11 protein-coding genes are annotated in these 19,006 nt (G+C 54.8%); 6 read left to right on the forward strand and 5 right to left on the reverse strand.

What is annotated here, in order from left to right:
• Positions 1-33: 33 nt before the first annotated feature.
• On the reverse strand, positions 34-1,512 hold the full coding sequence (gene glpK, locus Q399_RS0109520; RefSeq protein WP_031568112.1) for a glycerol kinase GlpK: 1,479 nt from the start codon (positions 1,510-1,512) through the stop codon (positions 34-36).
• A 187-nt stretch (positions 1,513-1,699) separates the two neighbouring features.
• Here glpK and Q399_RS0109525 point away from each other — a divergent pair, with 187 nt between their 5' ends.
• Positions 1,700-2,653: an SMP-30/gluconolactonase/LRE family protein gene (locus tag Q399_RS0109525; protein ID WP_051685871.1), complete on the forward strand. Its 954-nt coding sequence runs from the start codon at positions 1,700-1,702 to the stop codon at positions 2,651-2,653.
• On the opposite strand, the gene Q399_RS0109530 is transcribed toward Q399_RS0109525, so the two are convergent.
• From Q399_RS0109530 to galE, 4 genes are all read right to left on the reverse strand, one after another.
• Positions 2,596-3,873, reverse strand: coding sequence for an alpha/beta hydrolase family protein (locus Q399_RS0109530; RefSeq protein WP_031568114.1), 1,278 nt, complete (start codon positions 3,871-3,873; stop codon positions 2,596-2,598). The genes Q399_RS0109525 and Q399_RS0109530 overlap by 58 nt on opposite strands.
• 66 nt (positions 3,874-3,939) lie before the next feature.
• Positions 3,940-5,088, reverse strand: coding sequence for a galactokinase (gene galK / locus Q399_RS0109535; RefSeq protein WP_031568115.1), 1,149 nt, complete (start codon positions 5,086-5,088; stop codon positions 3,940-3,942).
• 14 nt (positions 5,089-5,102) lie between these two features.
• Entirely contained in the window at positions 5,103-6,128 is a 1,026-nt protein-coding gene (locus Q399_RS0109540; RefSeq protein WP_031568118.1) for a UDP-glucose--hexose-1-phosphate uridylyltransferase, read from the reverse strand.
• Positions 6,115-7,143: a UDP-glucose 4-epimerase GalE gene (gene galE, locus Q399_RS0109545; protein WP_031568119.1), complete on the reverse strand. Its 1,029-nt coding sequence runs from the start codon at positions 7,141-7,143 to the stop codon at positions 6,115-6,117. The genes Q399_RS0109540 and galE overlap by 14 nt, the downstream gene beginning before the upstream one ends.
• Before the next feature lie 280 nt (positions 7,144-7,423).
• Between galE and Q399_RS0109550 the strand changes: the two genes are divergently transcribed.
• From Q399_RS0109550 to Q399_RS0109575, 5 genes are all read left to right on the forward strand, one after another.
• Entirely contained in the window at positions 7,424-10,132 is a 2,709-nt protein-coding gene (locus Q399_RS0109550) for a TonB-dependent receptor (protein WP_031568120.1), read from the forward strand.
• A 155-nt stretch (positions 10,133-10,287) separates the two neighbouring features.
• On the forward strand, positions 10,288-12,960 hold the full coding sequence (locus Q399_RS0109555) for a glycoside hydrolase family 3 protein (protein WP_084164244.1): 2,673 nt from the start codon (positions 10,288-10,290) through the stop codon (positions 12,958-12,960).
• Positions 12,961-13,026: 66 nt separating this feature from the next.
• A complete protein-coding gene (locus Q399_RS0109560; RefSeq protein ID WP_031568123.1) occupies positions 13,027-14,097 on the forward strand; it encodes a sensor histidine kinase in 1,071 nt (356 codons plus the stop codon).
• Positions 14,094-14,900, forward strand: coding sequence for a LytR/AlgR family response regulator transcription factor (locus Q399_RS0109565; RefSeq protein WP_031568124.1), 807 nt, complete (start codon positions 14,094-14,096; stop codon positions 14,898-14,900). The genes Q399_RS0109560 and Q399_RS0109565 overlap by 4 nt, the downstream gene beginning before the upstream one ends.
• A gap of 573 nt (positions 14,901-15,473) precedes the next feature.
• Complete coding sequence (locus tag Q399_RS0109575; protein WP_084164238.1) at positions 15,474-18,671, forward strand: TonB-dependent receptor; 3,198 nt, start codon at positions 15,474-15,476, stop codon at positions 18,669-18,671.
• The last annotated feature ends 335 nt before the right edge of the window (positions 18,672-19,006 follow it).

The following is a 19,006-nucleotide window of genomic DNA, read 5'->3' on the forward strand; positions in this document are numbered from 1 at the left end:
CTCGGATTAGTTTAGAAAAATCAGCAGTGCGGCTTAGAGCCGCACTTTAGCCACGGCATGTAGCCATTGATGGTACAAATGATTGCGCTGCTCGGCGCAAATCGACGGCTGGAAGCGTCGTTCACAGTGCCACATGCTGGCTAGTTGCCCGGTTGATTGGTAAATACCCGCTTGTAAGCCGGCCAGATAAGCCACGCCAAGCGCAGTGGTTTCGGTGATTTGTGGCCGCTCGACCACGGCACCGAGAATGTCGGCGAGGAAACTCAGCACCCAGTTGTTTTTCACCATGCCGCCGTCGACCCGCAGCACATTGGGCCGGATGCCGTCACGTTCCATCGCTTTTTGCAGATCTTTGGTTTGATAGCCGACCGATTGCAACGCTGCCGCTACGATGGAGCTAATGCCGGAATCCCGCGTCAGGCCCAGAATCGCACCCCGTGCATTCGGGTCCCAGTACGGCGCGCCGAGACCGGTAAAAGAGGGCACCAGAAACACGCCATGGTCGAGCGGAACATCTTTGACCATCGCCTCACTTTCACCGGCGTGGCGCAGCAGTTTCAGGCCTTCGACTATCCATTGCATGGTCGCGCCGGCCATAAAAATGCTGCCCTCGATGGCATAAGTGGCTTTGCCGTTCAGCTGATAGGCGATAGTGGTCAGCAGGCGGTTTTCGGATCTGAGGGCTTTGTCGCCGGTATTCAGCATCAAAAAACAGCCGGTGCCATAAGTGCTTTTCGCCATGCCGGTATCAAAACAGGCATGACCAAACAGCGCGGCCTGCTGATCGCCGGCGATGCCATAGACCGGGATCGACTTGCCAAAAATTTCCGGGGCCGTCAGACCAAAATCGGCGGACGAATCCATTACTTCTGGCAACATCGCGGCCGGAATACCAAACAGACTCAGCAGTTCATCGTCCCAGCGGTGCTGATGAATGTTGTACAACATAGTCCGAGATGCATTGGTCGCGTCGGTGCGGTGCACGGCGCCGCCAGTCAAGCGCCACAACAGGAAAGTGTCGACGGTACCAAACAACAAATCACCGGCGGCCGCTCGTTCTGCCGCGCCCGGCACCTGATCTAAAATCCAGCGGATTTTGGTGGCGGAAAAATAAGGGTCCAGCAATAAGCCGGTTTTGGCGGCGATCAGTTCATTTACCGCGTCACTTTGCAGTGCTTCACAATAAGCCGTGGTGCGGCGGTCTTGCCAGACGATGGCTTGATATACGGGCTCGCCTGTGTGTTTGTCCCAGACCAAGGTGGTTTCGCGCTGATTGGTAATGCCGATAGCGACCACCTGTGCAGGGCTGATCTGCTGCTTGGCCAGCACTTGCCGGCTGCAATGCAGCACGGTCTGCCAGATATCCTGCGGGTCATGTTCAACCCAGCCATTGTGCGGATAATGCTGGGTAAAGCTTTGTTGTTCGCTGGCAACCGGTTGGCCTTCCAGGTTAAACAGAATGGCTCTGCTGCTGGTTGTGCCCTGATCAATGGATAGAATATAGTTCTGCATTCTCTTAATCATATTTATAATATAATAAAGCCTAGCTTGCCGTCTGAATGCGTGGTTGGCAACAGTTTTTTGCAGGGATCGGTTGCATTGTTTTCGTGCGAAGCGCCAGATTCTGGTGCAATGCTTGCTATGTTCAGCGCCGTTTTCTTGTTATTCTCCGGCACTGAAACGTTTCAGGGATGTTGAGATGAATTCAGTCACAACGAGATTGCTGCAGCGCATCCCGGTACAAAATGTACTGGGAGAAAACGCTTTATGGCATCCGCTGTTGCAACGCTTTTACTGGGTGGATATTGAAGCTGGGATGCTGCACTGGTTAAGTGCAGATCTGCGTCAGGCGCACCAGCTGGCGCTGCCGGAACGGATCGGCAGTTTTGGTGTGCTGGATGTCGCCGCGGGCGCGCCTTATCAGTTGGTGCTGGCGTTAGAAAGTGGTTTTGCGCTGTTTCACCCTCATACCGGCGCCTTGCGTTGGTTAGCTAAACCGGAACGCCACATCCGCGGAAACCGGTTTAACGACGGCCGCACTGACCGTCAGGGCCGGTTTTGGGCCGGCACTATGGTCGAAACCCCGTTGCAGCCCGCTCAGGCCGGCGCTTTGTATCAACTGAACCGCCATGGTGAGGCGGTGTGTCATTTACGCCACATTCAGATCTCCAATGGCCTGTGCTGGAGCCTCGATGGCCGGCGCATGTATCACGCCGATTCGCCCCGTCATCAGATTTGGCAATATGAATTTGGCGCCGAACCTGCGTCGCTGAGTCAGCCGCGTTTGTTTGCTGAATTTGCTGACAATGCCTCACCGGATGGCGCCACAGTGGATGCAGAAGACCACGTCTGGACGGCGCTTTGGGGCACCAGTACTGTCGTGCGGCTCAATCCGCAGGGACAAGTTTGTCTGACGCTGACTTTACCGGTGTCACAGCCTTCCAGCGTCGCGCTTGGCGGTGAACATGGCGATTTATTATTTGTCACCACGTCCCGGCTCGGCCTCAATGCCCGGCAACTGGCAGAACAGCCAGCCGCCGGCGATGTATTTATCTATCAGTTATCCCAGCCACTGGCGGTGGCAGAATCTCTCTGTCATTTAGAGCCAGATTGGTTAGCGGAACCGGTTTGCCACGACATGCCGGTGTTATAACGCGGCGCTAAGCCGGGCCAGCCTTTGCCTTCATCTGAGCGGCTGTTGCCACTTGGCAACAGCTGGCAGGCGTCGGTTTTTTGTTTCAGCTGACAATCGAGCATCGCTAACACCATATGTTGATTGACCCGGTTGATCTGCTGAACATCCCAGGCCGGTTCGGCATAATGACCATAATCGCCTTCACTGCCACGCGCGGCTACAGGCGCCGGATGCGCCGCAATATTGTGACGGGCGCCGTGATAAGTCAGCAGGTAACGCGCCTTACTGCCGCTGTGCTGAAATAACTGGGTGATGCCCTGATAGCCGGAAATGTCGTCCTGATCGCCCGCGACATACAACAGTGGGGTCTGGATTTTTGCCAGCGACTGCGGCTCAAACAGCTGATACTGACCACCCCAGGGCGCAAACAAAATACCGGCTTGCCAGCGTGGATCTGCCTTCGCTTGACCGGCGTTGCAGCTGTTGAGCTGCGTGCGCAGCGCTTCGATTTGCGCCGGTTGCGACGCGCCGGTCAGTTGCTTGACCATCGCTTGCGGAAATTGATAACAGGCACCCAAAGTGCTGAGAGCACCAAAACCCCCCATCGAATAACCAATCAGGCCGGCTTTATCCGGGTTGGTCAGCGCTGCCAACGGGCTTTGCGCCGACATCAGGTAATTCAGCGTGGCCTGCTGGTCGCGGGCCCGGTGATATAAAGTACTGAAAAATCCAGCAAAAGGTGCTTTGGCAAAGTCGATTTCTGCGTTGGTGGAATCGGTGTGGTCAATGCCGGCAACGATATAACCGTGACTGGCCAAATGCTCGGCCAGATAAAACATCAGGCTGCGATAACCGGTGTAACCATGTGAAATCACCACGACAGGTAGCTTCCCTGTGCCGCTGGCTGATGCCGCATCACGAAACGCGGTGCCGGCGATACTAAAGCTTTTGCCACTGCGGGTTTGATTTTGATATTCCGCCTGTTGCGCCTGACCGGCGCTGGCCGGATACCACAGTTCTAAGGTCAGAGGTCTGCTGTAAGTCTGACCGGTACTGATCTGCAAACTAGCCGGCACCTCAATCTTTACTGTTCTGACGCCGACCTGAAACTTGCCGGGCTGGCTCAGTGCCGGTGCGGCATCAGCCGGAATGGGCTGATATAACTGTTCCGCGGCTTGTAATGCGGAACTGCCAAGTAAACTGCACAACAAGGCAAACCGGATAGACACTGACAACATAACAACTCCTGTTATTTGATTGATACCGGGCCGCAGACCGCAGCGCTGAACGTGTTAAAAGTGGTTCTAACTGAACACCTGCACAGTCAGGCCGGTACCGGCCTGACAGATATAAACATCTGCTGTTAAACCAAAACGCGCCTGATAATGCGCCGCTACGGCTTGCTCCACCAGCGCCACGTCCTGCTCTGCACAGAGGCAGATAATTGCGCCGCCAAAACCACCGCCGGTCATCCGCACCGCGCCATTAGCCCCAAGTGCTGCCTGACATATCTCAACCAGTCCGTCAGTCGCCGGCACTGTCACTTCAAAATCATCGCGCAGCGACTGATGCGAAGCCTGCATTAACTGGCGCAATTGCGCCATATCGCTGTTTTGCAGCGCATCGACTGTGGCCAGCACCCGGGCATTTTCGCTGATGACATGGTGCGCCCGTTTAAACTGCTGCGCTGTCATGGCGTTTTGATGTTGCAGCAACAGGTCCATCGTTGCATCGCGCAACGTCGCCACTTTCATGATCGCGGCCGCTTGTTCACAGTCCTGCCGCCGGCCATTGTATTCACTATCGACCAGCTTGCGCGGGTAGTTTGAGTTCACAATCACCAGCGCCAAATCTGCCGGGATAGGCACTGCCCGTGTCGCCAGCGTCTCACAGTCGAGCAGTAGCGCATGACCGGCCGTCGCCTGGGCAGAAATCATCTGATCCATAATGCCGCACTGGCAATTCATAAACTGGTTTTCCGCCTGCTGGCCAAACAGCGCAATTTGCGCCGGTGTTAATGCCAGCCCGGATAACTGATTCAAAGCGCCGCCGATAGCCACTTCCAGCGCAGCGGACGACGATAACCCGGCACCTTGCGGTACGTCGCTGTCGATCAGCAGGTCGGCACCGCACAAAGTAAAACCGGCTTGTTGCAGCACATAAGCCATCGCGCGAATGTAATTACCCCATTGCGACGGACCCGGCTCAATAGGCGCTTGCAGCGAAAAACTGTCGGACTCACCGGGATAATTTTGCGAATGCACCACAATCTGCTGGTCTGTGCGGGCGCGGAACAGCACCTGGGTGCGAAAATTTAATGCAGCCGGAAATACATAGCCAAGGTTGTAGTCGGTGAATTCACCAATCAGGTTGACCCGGCCCGGCGCACTGGCCAGACCGTCCGGTTTATGGGCGTAAATTTGTTGAAATGTAGCGATGAATGTTTGGCTCATAAAGGGGACTGTTCCTAAAAGCTGCGGGTGGCAGGGACATTACGCAGGATGGCTGCGGCGGTTTCCGGCGTCAGATCGCGCTGGCTTTCCGCCATCATCTCGTAGCCGACCATATGTTTTTTCACTGTTGCTGAACGCAGCAACGGCGGATAAAAGTGGGCGTGCAGGCGCCAGTGTGGCTGAGGCTCACCATCGGCCGGCGCATTGTGCCAGCCCATTGAATACGGAAAGCTGCACTGGAACACGTTGTCATACCGGCTGGTCAGCTCTTTTAAGATCTGCGCCAACGTTTCCACCTGTGCCGGGTTTAGCACATCAATATGCTGCACATCGTCTTTGCACAGCAGCAGGGTTTCAAAAGGCCAGGCCGCCCAATATGGCACCACCACCAGCCAGTGCGCGTTCTGACAAACGATACGTTCTGATTGCTGCTGTTCCCTGACGGCATAGTCGGCCAGCAAAGCACCGCCATGACTCGCCAGATAAGCCGCCTGATGCTGGTCTTCCAGCTCAATCTCGGTCGATAAATGCTGGTGTGCCCAAATCTGACCATGCGGATGCGGCTGCGAGCAGCCCATGATGGCGCCTTTATTTTCAAAAATATGTACACAGGCATAGCGCTGGCGCAGCTCGCGATAATGCTGCTGCCAGGTCTGCACCACTGCAACCAGCGCCGGTACCGACATTTCCGGCAGCGTCAGATGGTGCTCAGGTGAAAAACACACCACGCGGCATTCGCCGTCGGTGACCTGGTGCTGAAACAGCGGATCTGCAGGTTCCGCAGCTTGGCTGGCCGCCGGTATCAGCGCGCCGAAGTCGTTGGCAAACACATGCGTGGTGTCATACACCGGATTAATTTCGCCATTGGCTCTGGTATTGCCGGGGCACAATGGGCAATTGGCGTCAAAAGCTGGTAGCTGGTCTGCGCTAGCGGCTTCAGTGGCACCGAGCCATGGCCTGTTGTTGCGGTGTGGTGATACCAGTACCCAGCGGCCGGTTAACGGGTTCTTTCGCCGGTGCGGCTTGTCAAATTCTGTCATCGGAAGGCTCCAGACCTTGAGGATATTGGGTTTGCCAGCGCCAGCTGTCTTGCGCCATGCGTTGCAGGTCGTAACGGGTCTGCCAACCCAGTTGTTGCAAGGCTTTGGTCGCGTCGGCATAACTGGCGGCGATGTCGCCGGGGCGACGGGCGCTGAATTGATAAGGGATATCTTTACCGGCTGCGGCGCTAAAAGCAGCGATTAGCTGCAGCACAGAATCGCCTTTGCCGGTGCCGAGATTAAAAACATGGTAACCAGTTTGTGTGACGAGGCGCTGATATGCCGCAACATGGCCTTCGGCCAAATCCATCACGTGGATATAGTCACGCATGCCGGTGCCGTCCGGTGTTGGATAATCATCACCAAAAATGCTGACAAAAGGCCGGCGGCCAACGGCAGTCTGCGCCACATAAGGCATCAGGTTATTCGGAATACCGCGCGGGTCTTCGCCAATCAGACCACTGGGGTGCGCGCCGGCCGGATTAAAGTACCTGAGCGCAATAGCTAAAAAGCCGGATTGTGCCTGACACTGGTCCTGCAGCATTTGCTCGGCCATCACTTTGGTCCAGCCATAAGAGTTGGTGGCACCGAGCGGATGCTGTTCGGTCAGCGGTAGAAACTGCGGGTCCCCATACACAGTGGCTGAGGAGCTGAAAATCAGTCGCTGACAACCTGCTTGTTGCATTTGTTGCAACAGGTTGAGTGTACCTGCGACGTTGTTCTGATAATAACGCAGTGGTTGCTGTACGGATTCGCCCACTGCTTTTAATGCCGCAAAATGAAACACTGCTTCAGGCTGATATTGGGCAAAAGCTTGCTGCAATGCCGTGTTATCCAGTAAATCAGCCTCAACAAAATCAAAGCGTTGGCCGCAGATTTTCTCCAGCTGATCCAGCACCCGCCGGCTGCTGTTACTCAGATTGTCATAAATCACCGGCGTGAAACCCGCCTGATGTAACGCAATACAGCAGTGGCTACCGATATAACCCAGCCCGCCGGTTACCAGAATTCGCATCTGACACATCTCTTAAAAACACTTTAAAAGATTATATGTATTATAAATACTATATATCAATAGCGGCTGGCAGATTTGTCATTTGCAGCTCTGTCTGGCTGACCCTGTACTTTGTTCCTGTGAGTTATCCACTGTCTCGTGTTGTAGTGTGGCTGTCTCGCCTTGTCGAATCTGTCTATCTCTGTCTTCTGTCACCGCTTTAAGGTACCGCCTGTGGCAACAGCCCGCAGTCGGTTTGCCACCACAACAAAAGCAAAAAACACACAGACAGGGGTAGAACATGTTCAAACGTAACGCACTTTCGCTTGCGGTGGCGCTGGCGTGCGCATTTCCGGCTATGGCGCAGGACACAGCTGCCGATAGCGCTCAGACCAAAACTGGCAGCAATACTGCGGCAGCAAAAAACAGCAGCAATGACGTCGCGCTGGAAGTGATTTCAGTCACGGCCACCAAACGCAAAACCAAACTGATGGAAACGCCGGTGGCGATTTCGGCCATCAGCGACACCCAGCTGCAGCAGCATGGTGTCAATAATGTGGTGGATATCGCTGATTTAGTACCGGGGCTGGATATCTCGGTTGCCTCCGAGCAGGCTGCGCCGGTGATCACGATGCGTGGCATCCGCTCGACCAATATTACCGAGCTTGGTGACCCGGCAGTTGGTGTGCATCTGGATGGGATCTATTCGCCACGGATGCAGGGCGCGCTGGCGCTGATGTATGACGTCGAGCGGGTCGAAGCCTTGCGCGGCCCGCAAGGCACGCTGTTTGGCCGCAATTCGACGGTGGGTAGCATCAATGTGCTGTCGGCCAAACCGGAAATTGGCAGCACTTATGGCAACGCCAATACTGAACTTGGGAAATTTAATGCCAAAAGCTTTGGTGGCATGTTCAACCTGGGGTTAACTGATGATTTTGCCGTGCGTTTTTCCGGCAAAACCCTTAAACGTGATTCTTATGTTGAAGGCTACTGGGATCCGAACCAGTATGACACCCGTTATTTGCCGGCTGGTGTGCTGGATGGCGAAGTCATCGCCGAAAATTCCTATTCAGGCGTCGGTCAGACCTTAACCCAACGCGAAAACTGGTGGATAGATGCCGCTGGCACTAACCCGAATGCACAAAAAGTGCGGGCCTTAACACCGGCCAACAAAAGCGATTTTTACAACAACGCTAACGAGCATTCGTTCCGCGTCAGTACCTTATGGCAGCCGTCAGCCGGTCGTTTCACGAACCATACCGTATTCCAGTATTACAAAAATGACAGTGCCGGCTCGGTTGATATGGTGAACTGCGACAAATTACGTGGCAGACCAGCGGCACTGGGCGGCGACTGCGCCAGCTTTTTACCCAGCGACAACACGTATCAGGCCGTGGTGAACGTGCCGGGCAAACTGGAGCTGGACATCACTTACCTGCGCAACACGCTGAACTACGAATTGACCGACGAACTGAACCTGGTCTGGCTGGCCGGTTATGAAGATATGCAGCGCCAGTCGGCACAGGATACTGAGGTTGGGCTGGACGTCTGGGACGGCGCGATGTTTTTCCTCGACGGCACCGGTGCGCGCTCTTATTCCACCGAGCTGCAGCTGCAGTCGGATGAGCGCGGTGATTTAGTCTGGATCGCCGGGGTGAACCTGTTCCATGAAAAAACCGTCACCTTCGGCTATTACGATAACCCGATGGACGACAAAGCCTTTTGGGACCAGCCGGATCGCTCGACCGACGCACTGGCCGCTTTTGGTCAGGCCACTTACAACCTGACTCCGGTCACGCACCTGACGCTGGGTTATCGTTTCAGTGACGAAACCAAACAAGACAAAGGCGGCCGCACGCTGCGCTGCTCCAATGCCGACGGCTGTGCACCGGGCTGGTTTAACCGCACGCTGTTGTCCGGCCTGCCAACCAATGCCTTTGAAGATCCGGCCATTTATAAATCGTCTTTTGCCAATGACAACAAAGGCAGCTGGCGTAACCACGATTTCCGCCTTGGTCTGGATTACGACCTGAGCGCTGACACCATGTTATACGGCTATGTCGCGTCCGGTTTTAAAGCCGGTGGTATCGGTGATGTGTTTGAAGTGGTCAACGACAGAACCGGCCAGAAGCAGCGCTTTGAAACCCAGTTTGACCCGGAACAAGTGCTGACCTACGAGCTGGGTGCCAAAACTAGTCTGCTGGATAACTCGCTGAATTTACAGGCTGTATTCTTTTATACCGACTACACCGACATGCAATATGCTTCTGTTGGTTCCATCGGCAACGTGGAGCGGCTGGCAGCGGTGGAAAACCCGGATGGCAGCCCGGTCTTGGGGCCTGACGGCAAGCCGGTGCTGGATTATCGCAATATGCCGGTGATCGCCTATTACACGCAAAACGTGCCGGCTTCGACCATCAAAGGTATTGAACTGGAGTTTGACTGGAAACCGTACCCCAGTGGCCGCATCAACGGTTATGTCACCTGGACTGACGCCCGTATCACTGAAGACTGGATCACCAAGTGGGATTATGACCCGGAGTATCTGTTTAAGTTGTCGTATGAGCAGTCGATGGACCCGAATAACAGTCTGCTGAGCACCAACCTCAAAGGCAATCAGCTGGCGATGGTGCCGGAAATCACCGCCAACTTAAGTTACACCCACAGTGTGGATTTGGGCCGCTTCGGCTTTATCCACGGCTGGTTTAACCTGAGCTGGAAAGACAAATCCTACAACACCATCTGGAACGTCGATCGCCACCTGGACGACATGAAGTTTGCAGTGTCGGCAGATGCGACGCGTTATATCGATGACCGTCGTGATGCTTATACCTCGGCCAATGCCTCGCTGAAATACGAGCCGGTGGGTCAGGCCTGGTATGCCGAAGTGTTTATCAGCAATGCCACCGACGAATTGGTGCAGCACTGGAGTAACACCGGCAAAGGCTTCCCGAAAGGCAGCTTTGGCATGCCGCGTTATTACGGCGTGCGGGCCGGTTTTAACTTCTGACACAGGTCATTGCTGACGCTTGCCGTGTTTGAAACTGACCACTTCTAAAGCTGACTGTCCTGGCTTTTAACCGCTCAGTCCGGAGGAACTACACCGGATGAGCGGTTTCTTTTCCACTGCCAGCGATGGATGTGGTGATCACCAAGGATTTTTGTATGCGTTGTATCCCATCTCCCCGACTCTCTTTCGACACAGCCAGCCTGGTGCTGTTAGCTGTTGTCTCCACGACGGCAGTTGCTGCCGACGTTCAGGCTACTCAGGCGGCCAGCAGTATTGGCGCTGCTGCAAACGCCATCGCCCCGGCAAAAGTTGCGTGGCCTTATGTCAACACCGGCCTGCCGCGTGACCCGCAGCTGGAGCAGTTACTGGACCAAATCCTGGCGCGGATGACGTTGGGGCAAAAAGTGGCGCAGATGATCCAGCCGGAAATTGGCTATCTGTCGCTGGCGCAGATGCGCAAATATGGTTTTGGCTCTTACCTCAATGGCGGCAACACCGCGCCCTATGGCAAAAAACGTGCGCCGGTGTCGGTCTGGCTGAAATACGCCGATGAAATGTACGAAGCCTCCGTCGACGCCAGCCAGGATGGCAGCCGCATTCCGGCGATCTGGGGCACTGATGCGATGCATGGTCATAGCAATGTGTTTGGTGCGACGTTATTTCCGCACAATATTGGCCTGGGTGCGGCCCGCGACCCTGAACTGATTCATCGCATTGGCGTCGCGACGGCGAAAGAAGTGGCTGCAACCGGTATCGAATGGAGCTTTGCGCCCACTGTCGCCGTGGTGCGGGACGACCGCTGGGGCCGCACCTACGAAAGTTACTCCGAAGATCCGGCCATAGTGCAGGCATATGCCGGCCAGATGGTGTCTGGGCTGCAGGGCACTTTGGCGCAGGATTTTTTACAGGGCGCCGGCCGTATCGCCACCGCCAAACATTTTGTCGGTGATGGTGGCACGGAAAAAGGCGTTGATCGGGGCGATACGCTGATTGACGAGCAAGGCTTGCGTGACATTCATGCAGCCGGTTACAAAACCGCCATTGCTGCCGGCGTGCAGTCCGTGATGGTGTCCTTTAACAGCTGGAACGGCAAACGGCTGCATGGCCATCAGTATCTGCTGACCGACGTACTGAAAACACAGATGGGTTTTGATGGTTTTGTCGTCAGCGACTGGAACGGTCACACATTTGTCGAGGGCTGTGATTTAACCCAATGTGCCGGTGCTATTAATGCAGGTGTCGACGTGCTGATGGTACCGGAGCACTTTGAAGCCTTTTACCACAATACCATCCGTCAGGTGGAACAGGGCCTGATCCCACAAAGCCGGATTGACGACGCGGTGCGGCGCTTCTTACGCGCCAAAATTCGCTGGGGCCTGCTGCAACGTGGCAAGCCGTCCAGTCGTGCTGAATCACAGCAAACCGAATTCAACAGCGACGCGCACAAGGCACTGGCGCGGGAAGCGGTGCGTAAGTCACTGGTGTTGCTGAAAAATAACCAGCAACTACTGCCGCTATCGCCGAAAAGCCGCATCCTGGTGGCCGGTGATGGCGCCGACAATATCGCCAAACAAGCCGGCGGATGGAGTGTGTCCTGGCAGGGTACCGACAACAGCAACGCCGATTTCCCCAATGCCACTTCGGTGTATCAGGGTATCCGTCAGCAGGTGGAAGCTGCCGGTGGCAAAGTCGAGCTGGCGGTTGATGGCGATTACCAGCACAAGCCCGATGTAGCAGTAGTAGTCATCGGTGAAAACCCCTATGCCGAGTGGTTTGGTGATATTCAGCAGCTGGCGTATCAGCAGGGTGATAAACAAGACCTGGCCTTGCTACGCAAATTAAAACAACAAGGTATTCCGGTGGTCACGGTGTTTTTAAGTGGCCGGCCGCTATGGGTCAATCCGGAACTGAATGCCTCTGACGCTTTTGTCGCGGCCTGGTTACCGGGCTCGGAAGGTCAGGGCGTGGCTGATGTGCTGCTGCGTGACGCGAAGGGCAAAGTGCAATATGACTTCCATGGCAAACTGAGTTTCTCCTGGCCGCGCAGCGATCAACAGTTTGTACTCAATCACGGAGATACCGCCTACGACCCTTTGTTTGCCTATGGCTATGGGTTAACCTACCTTGACCGCAACGAACTGCCGCTATTGCCTGAACAAAGCGCGGCCACGGCCACGCAGCAGCAAAACACTGACGGACAAATCCCGTTGTTTTTGCGCAATCTGGCTCCGGGTCTGGCCTTTGCCCTGACCGACAGCAGCGGCAGTGCCGTGACGGTGACGACACCATTTGGTGTCAGTACTGATGGCAAAAGCCTGACGATGCAGTCAGTTAATTTGTCCTATCAGGAAGATGCGCGGCAATTACGCTGGGACGCGGCGCAAAGCGCCAAAGCCAGCCTGCGTTTTCGTAAAGCTGCAGCCGCCAAAGATTATGTTGCTGCAAAAGTGCTGCGTTTAAATATACGGCTGGACCAGCAGGTGCCGGCCAATCTGCAGCTGGCAGTTCTGTGTGATGCTGCAGGTCTTTGTCAGCGCCAGTTGAGCCTGAGTGAGACGCTGGCGACGTTCAACCCGGGTGTCTGGCAGCTGCTCGAAGTGGCCCTGGATTGTGCGGCACAGCCTGCGCTCACCCAGCAGTTACAGGATGCGGTGGTGTTCAGCGCCAGCGGCCGTCTGAGTCTGGCGGTCGCGGACGTGGTGCTTGCTGATAACAATGTTGCGACTGATGCCAAAGTGATCAAACTGGGCTGCGCTCCGGCGCAGGCGCGACTTCAACCGGCCGCCTTAAAACCGACAGCGTTTTGGTCGCGGCCGCCGGCACGCTGACGCCGGATAATCTAGAGTTTGGAACCGGCGGCGTACCTCGCTGCCGCTTTATCCCGGGGTTTCATTTTGGTTAAAACCTTCACACGCAATCAGTTATTCTGGCTCTGCCAATGCGGTGGCTGGGCCGTATACGCCGTGCTGACCGAGCTGATGATTAAAATTCCCAGCCAGGAACCCTGGTCGGTGAATTTGCCGCATCTGCTGCTGGATACCTGCTTTGGTTTCGGTGTGACGCTGCTGCTGCGCAGCTATTACAAGCGCTTCAGCCAGCAGCCTACCCGGCTGAAAATATACTCGCATCTGGGCGTGTTGCTGCTCGGCTGTCTGGTCTGGACCCAGTGGAAGTGGCTGACGTTACAATGGTTGTATGGGCAAGTCTGGCAGCCGATGACCTGGTTTGATGTTGGTACCTGGCACTCGGCGTCTTTAACGATTCTGCTGACCTGGACCGCATTATATTTCGCCTACAAAGCGACTTTTGAGACCATGGAGCAGCGGCAAAAAGCGGCCGAAGCGCTGGATCTTGCGAAAGAAGCACAGCTGAAAATGCTGCGTTATCAGCTCAATCCGCATTTTATGTTCAACAGCATCAACGCGATTTGCACATTGATTTTGCGGCAGGACAATCAGCACGCGGTATCGATGCTGGAAAAACTCTGTGATTTACTACGTTACAGCCTCTATACCGACCCGCTCGCCAAGGTCACAGTGGCGGAAGAAATCGACATTCTGCAAACCTATTTCGCCGTGGAGCAGTGTCGGTTTCGCGATAAACTGACCGTCACTATCAGTGCCGATGATGACGTCAAACCGCTGTTGATGCCGTCGTTGCTGTTACAACCGCTGGCAGAAAATGCGCTGAAACATGGCATGCAGCAAGCACAGCAGCATTATGCCGTCAGCGTCAGTTTCAGCCGGCAGGAGGATTTTCTGGTGATTGAGATGCTGGACAATGGCTGCGGATTCAGCGCCGGATCTGCGCCTGGCATCGGCCTGCAGAACTGTGAGGCCCGGCTGGCACTGCTGTATCCCGGCCAAAGTCTGTTTCAGTTTGGCAACAGGCCGCAGCAAGGTGCCTGGATCCATTGCCGCATCCCGCTGCAGCCTATGCAAGCAACAGTTCCGGAGGCCGGATGAATAAATTACGCACCCTGATTGTTGATGACGAACCGGCCGCCATCGAAGGTCTGCGGCTGCGTTTGCAAGGTTTTGCTGATATCGAAGTTGTTGCAGAAGCCGGTTCAGTAGCGGCGGCGCTGACATTGGTGGCACAGCATCAGCCGGAACTGATTTTTCTGGATATCGAAATGCCGGGCGAAACGGGCTTTGATCTGATCCGTCAGCTGCAACCGGAACTCTGTCCGGCCATTGTGTTTGTCACGGCTTTTCACCAGCATGCGGTGCAGGCCTTTGAGGTCCGGGCGCTGGACTACCTGTTAAAACCGGTCAAGCTGGAGCGGCTGGCGGATGCCATTGCCCGGGTTCGGGCCCGCGCCGGCACGGCCAGTAAAGCGCAGTTGCTTGACGCTGTGACGCAGATAGCTGCCGGCCCCGCCGCCACCGCCACCGCCGGCGATACGGCAGAAACTGAGACCCGCTATTGTATCGAAAGGCAAAAACTGGTGATCCAGGACGGTCGCAGCCCCATCCAGCTCATCTCCTATCAGGACATTCTGTGGATTGATGCGGCCGGCGACTATATGTGTGTCCATACCCAAAACGAAACCCACGTGATGCGCACCCGCTTAAAAAACCTGATTAACGAGCGGCTGCCGGACTTGTTTGTGCGCATTCACAAATCAACAGTAGTGAATCTGACTTACATCGAACAGCTGCAACCGCTCGGCAATTCCGAATACAAAGCCGTGCTTGCCAACGGCAAAGTGCTGAAAGTCAGCCGCACTTTTGCCCGCGGTCTAAAACAGCGCCTGCTACCTTAATTGCCAGATCTCAGCTGCTGAGCAAAAAAGCCCTGTTAAAATGCAACGCCGGTGCCGGGCAGGCCCCGCATCCCTATGGTGTTGCTGGCGTGGAATGATCTCAACAGAAATTAGAATTTTTGCAGTCAATCGATGCCAATGTCAGAAATTTCTGCAAATTTGACTCAGCCATAACAAAATTCGCCAGCAGTTTTTCTATTGAATGTCTGTGACGCTCCAACAAAACTACCCCCTCTTAGCGAAGCTAACAGAACACAAAAAATCCTTGCGGCAGTTCCTCCCTTGAAACTTGCCGGTAATTCAGGTTTGATGACAAATGGTCATTCTGGTGCAACAAAGTCACTGGTCTGGTGCAGGCGTTGTCGAAGCCTGATTGTAAGTGCAGCATGCAAATCAGCCCGAACTTGCGTGCATAAAAAAGCGCACAATAAAAAAATAATAAAAAACATAATAAAAACAAAAAGATCGACTAGGACCGGGGAGAGGACACACCAATTGTTTCACAGCTTGTTTAAAAGGATATGGCGGAAAATTCGCGCTCTGTCGTCTTGGTTCTCTGCATGGCGTAAGTACATGCGGGGGGGATATCGACGCACGCGACGGCCTTTGTTGTCATTGCTGCTGGTCTGCAACTTATCTGCTGCAGCGCTGGCCAGTGAAAAGTCGTCTGAGATTGCTTTCAATATTCCGGAACAAAGAGCCGATCTCTCGCTAATCAGTTTTGCTGAACAGGCTGACATCACCTTGCTGTTTCCCATCGACAAGATGGCAGGCAAAGTGACCAATCCGCTGCGTGGTCAGTACAACCTCGACGATGCGTTACGCATTTTGTTGCAGGATACCGGGTTAAAGCCGGTGGTTAGCGAAAGTGGGCAGGTATCTATTTTGATAGATCCGACTTTCGAGAGTAACGACGACATGGCGAACTATAAGAAAAACAAAGTAGCAACCGCAGTGATGGCAGTGATCAGTACTGTCGCAGTATCTCCGGCGTTTGCAGCACAGGACAAAGAAGAGACAAAAACCGAAGTGATTGAAGTCCGGGGTATCCGTGGTGCTCTGGGCCGTGCGATGGATTCCAAACGCGAAGCCGGTGGTGTGGTGGATTCGATTTCTGCTGAAGACATTGGCAAGTTCCCGGACACTAACCTGGCGGAATCGCTGCAACGCATTACCGGCGTGTCGATTGACCGCTCCGGTGGTGAAGGTCAACTGATCACAGTCCGTGGTTTTGGCCCGGAATTTAATACAGTGCTGGTCAATGGCCGCCAAATGGCGTCGGAAAACCAAAGCCGCGCCTTTAGTTTTGACACTATCGCAGCGGAATTGGTCCGTAGCCTCGACGTGCACAAAACCTCCACGGCCACGCAACAATCTGGCGGCATTGGGTCGACTGTGAACGTCAATACCGCACGACCTTTTGCCATTGGTGGTTTTAAAGTCGCCGGCAGTATCAAAGGCGTGTACGAGGAAAACAGCGAAAAAACCTCGCCACAAGTCTCTGGCCTGATCAGCGATACCTTTTTAGACGGCACGGTCGGCGCTTTGCTGGCTGTATCACATCAGCAGCGCGACACCCGACTGAATCAGGCACAAATTGACGGCTGGCTGGAAAACGTTGGCGTGCCAAATCCGGTGACGCAAAACGGCGCAGCCTATACCGGCAATATTTTCTCGCCACGCAACTACGACCATAAAGTGACGTTTGAAGAGCGCAGCCGCACCAACGCCAACCTGGTGCTGCAATATGCACCGGCCGACAATCTGGAACTGACCGCTGACGCGCTCTATTCCGATTTTGACGTTGAAGCCGACACAACTTCTTACGGCCACTGGTTTACCGCGCCGAATATCACTGGGTTTGGCGGCGCCAAAGGCCCGGTGGTGGATGCCAACGGCACTGTGATTGACCTGTACCAGGAAGTCGGCCTCGCCACTGACATGCACGCGAAGAAATTCGACCGCCTGACGGATACGTTGTCGATTGGTCTGAATGCCGATTGGGACGTCAATAACAATCTGAATATGAAATTCGACTTCAGCCATTCCAGTGCTGAGCGCGAACCGAACAATGGCCGCGGTGACCAGCTCTCCTTGATTGGTTATGCCAACCGGGTCCGGTTCCAGGTTGACGACAATATCCTGCCCTATGCCAGCGAGTTTGCCGGCGCCAACCCAAATATTTACAGCGGCCAGCAAGAGCTGAACGGCACCGCTTACCAGCCGGGCGTGAAACCGGATGGCGTGTCGAATCACCTGGACCCGAAAAACAGCAAAGCGCACGTGATGTTGCGCCGTGGTTGGGCGGTAGAGGATGATCTCAACCAACTGCGTTGGGATGGCGTCTGGAACGAAGATGCCGCCAGTGGTTTAACCAAAGTGAAATTTGGTGCCATGTATTCGACCGAAACCAAAGCCCTGGAGCGTTGGGACAACGAAGGTGTCGGCATCCACTGTACTTTCTGTGGTTATCCGGATGTACCGAACATGGCCGGTTTCCCACAATATGTGTTTAATGCCGGCAGTGATTTCTTAAGCGGCGTCAGCGGCAGTGGCCGCATGCCAACTTCATGGCTGGCGCATGACGGTGAAGCCAACTTTGCTTTCCTCGAACAATATGCGGCCTCGATTGGCAAGCCAATCAGCTTTGACGCGGTCAAGCGCAACAAGTCGTTTGAAGTCGGTGAAGATACAGCGTCGTTATACTTAGAGCTTGATTTTGAAGGTACCTTAGCCGGCATGCCATTAAGCAGCACGGCCGGTGTGCGTTATGAGCGCACCAGTGTGGATGTGGACGGTACCGATGCGCCGGTCAGCGGCCTGCGTATTCTTGATGAAACTGAAATGTTGGCGCAGTTTGGTGCAGCACAACCCATTCAGGAAAGCTCAAGTTATGAAGCTATCCTGCCGAATTTCAGCGTCAAACTGGATATTTCTGACGACCTGGTCGGCCGCTTCGCCGCGTCACAAACCCTGACCCGGCCCACGCTGGAAAGCATGTCCCCGGTCACGGTGATTGGTACTACCCGCCAGGGCGGCGACTTAACGTCGACCTCGGGCAACCCTGAGCTGCAACCGTTCAGCGCGACTAACCTCGACCTGTCGCTGGAATGGTATTACAGCGATGCCAGTTATCTGTCAGGCGGTTATTTCCGCAAAAACGTATCGAACTTCATCATCAACATCACGGAAGACAAAACCTTCACGCTGGCCAATGGCGGCTTGCTGACCGATCCGTCTACCGGCACCAATTCGGGCGCACCGGACAGTGCTGACAGTACGGCGGTCTTCAGCAATACGCTGCCAAGCAACGGCGAGTCGGCGATTGTGGATGGTTTTGAACTGGCGCTGCAACATACCTTTGAGTCAGGTTTTGGTGTGATGGCGAATGCAACACTGGTCGACAGCAATGCCGAACTGGATCCGGCCGACATCAATCAGGTGTTTGCGTTAACCGGCCTCAGTGATTCATACAACCTGGTGGCGTTTTATGAACAAGGCCCATTGCAAGCACGCGTTGCATACAATTGGCGGGATGCGTTTGTGCAGTCGCTGACCCAAAGCAACGGTGACGGTGTGGTCATTGTCGAAGACTATGCGCAGATTGACGCCAGTGCCAGCTATGACATCACGCCAGATCTGGCCGTTGTCATTGAAGGCATCAACCTGACCAATGAATACGTGCACAAACGGGGTCGTTTCGCTAACCAGCTGTTGTTGATTGAAGACAGCGGCCGGCGTGTGGCCTTTGGGGTGCGCGGTTCATTCTGACCGCTGCGCAGCAATAGCGCTTAGATAGTCGTTTTACGCAGTCACCGCCGATCCCGGGGCCGTGACTGCGCTCTTTGCGGAGTCAGCTGGTAGGGCGTGTTGATGTTTGGTGGTTAAGTTTTGTTCGAGTTGGCGGCGTTTTGGGCGCGAAACGAGGCGCGTGGCATAGTGATTCTATGTGAGCAACGAGTGACAAAGCCCAAAGCGCCGCCAAACGAACCCTTTGGGCAGCGTTTGGCAGCTCTTTCTGCTGCGTTAGTGCTCGTTTGTGTAGAATTACTACACGGCTCTCGCACTGCCTTGCATAAAAAGCTGCCAAACTGCTGCAAAAACAA

It is taken from the genome of Rheinheimera texasensis DSM 17496, assembly GCF_000711985.1.
GTDB classification, from domain to species: domain Bacteria; phylum Pseudomonadota; class Gammaproteobacteria; order Enterobacterales; family Alteromonadaceae; genus Pararheinheimera; species Pararheinheimera texasensis.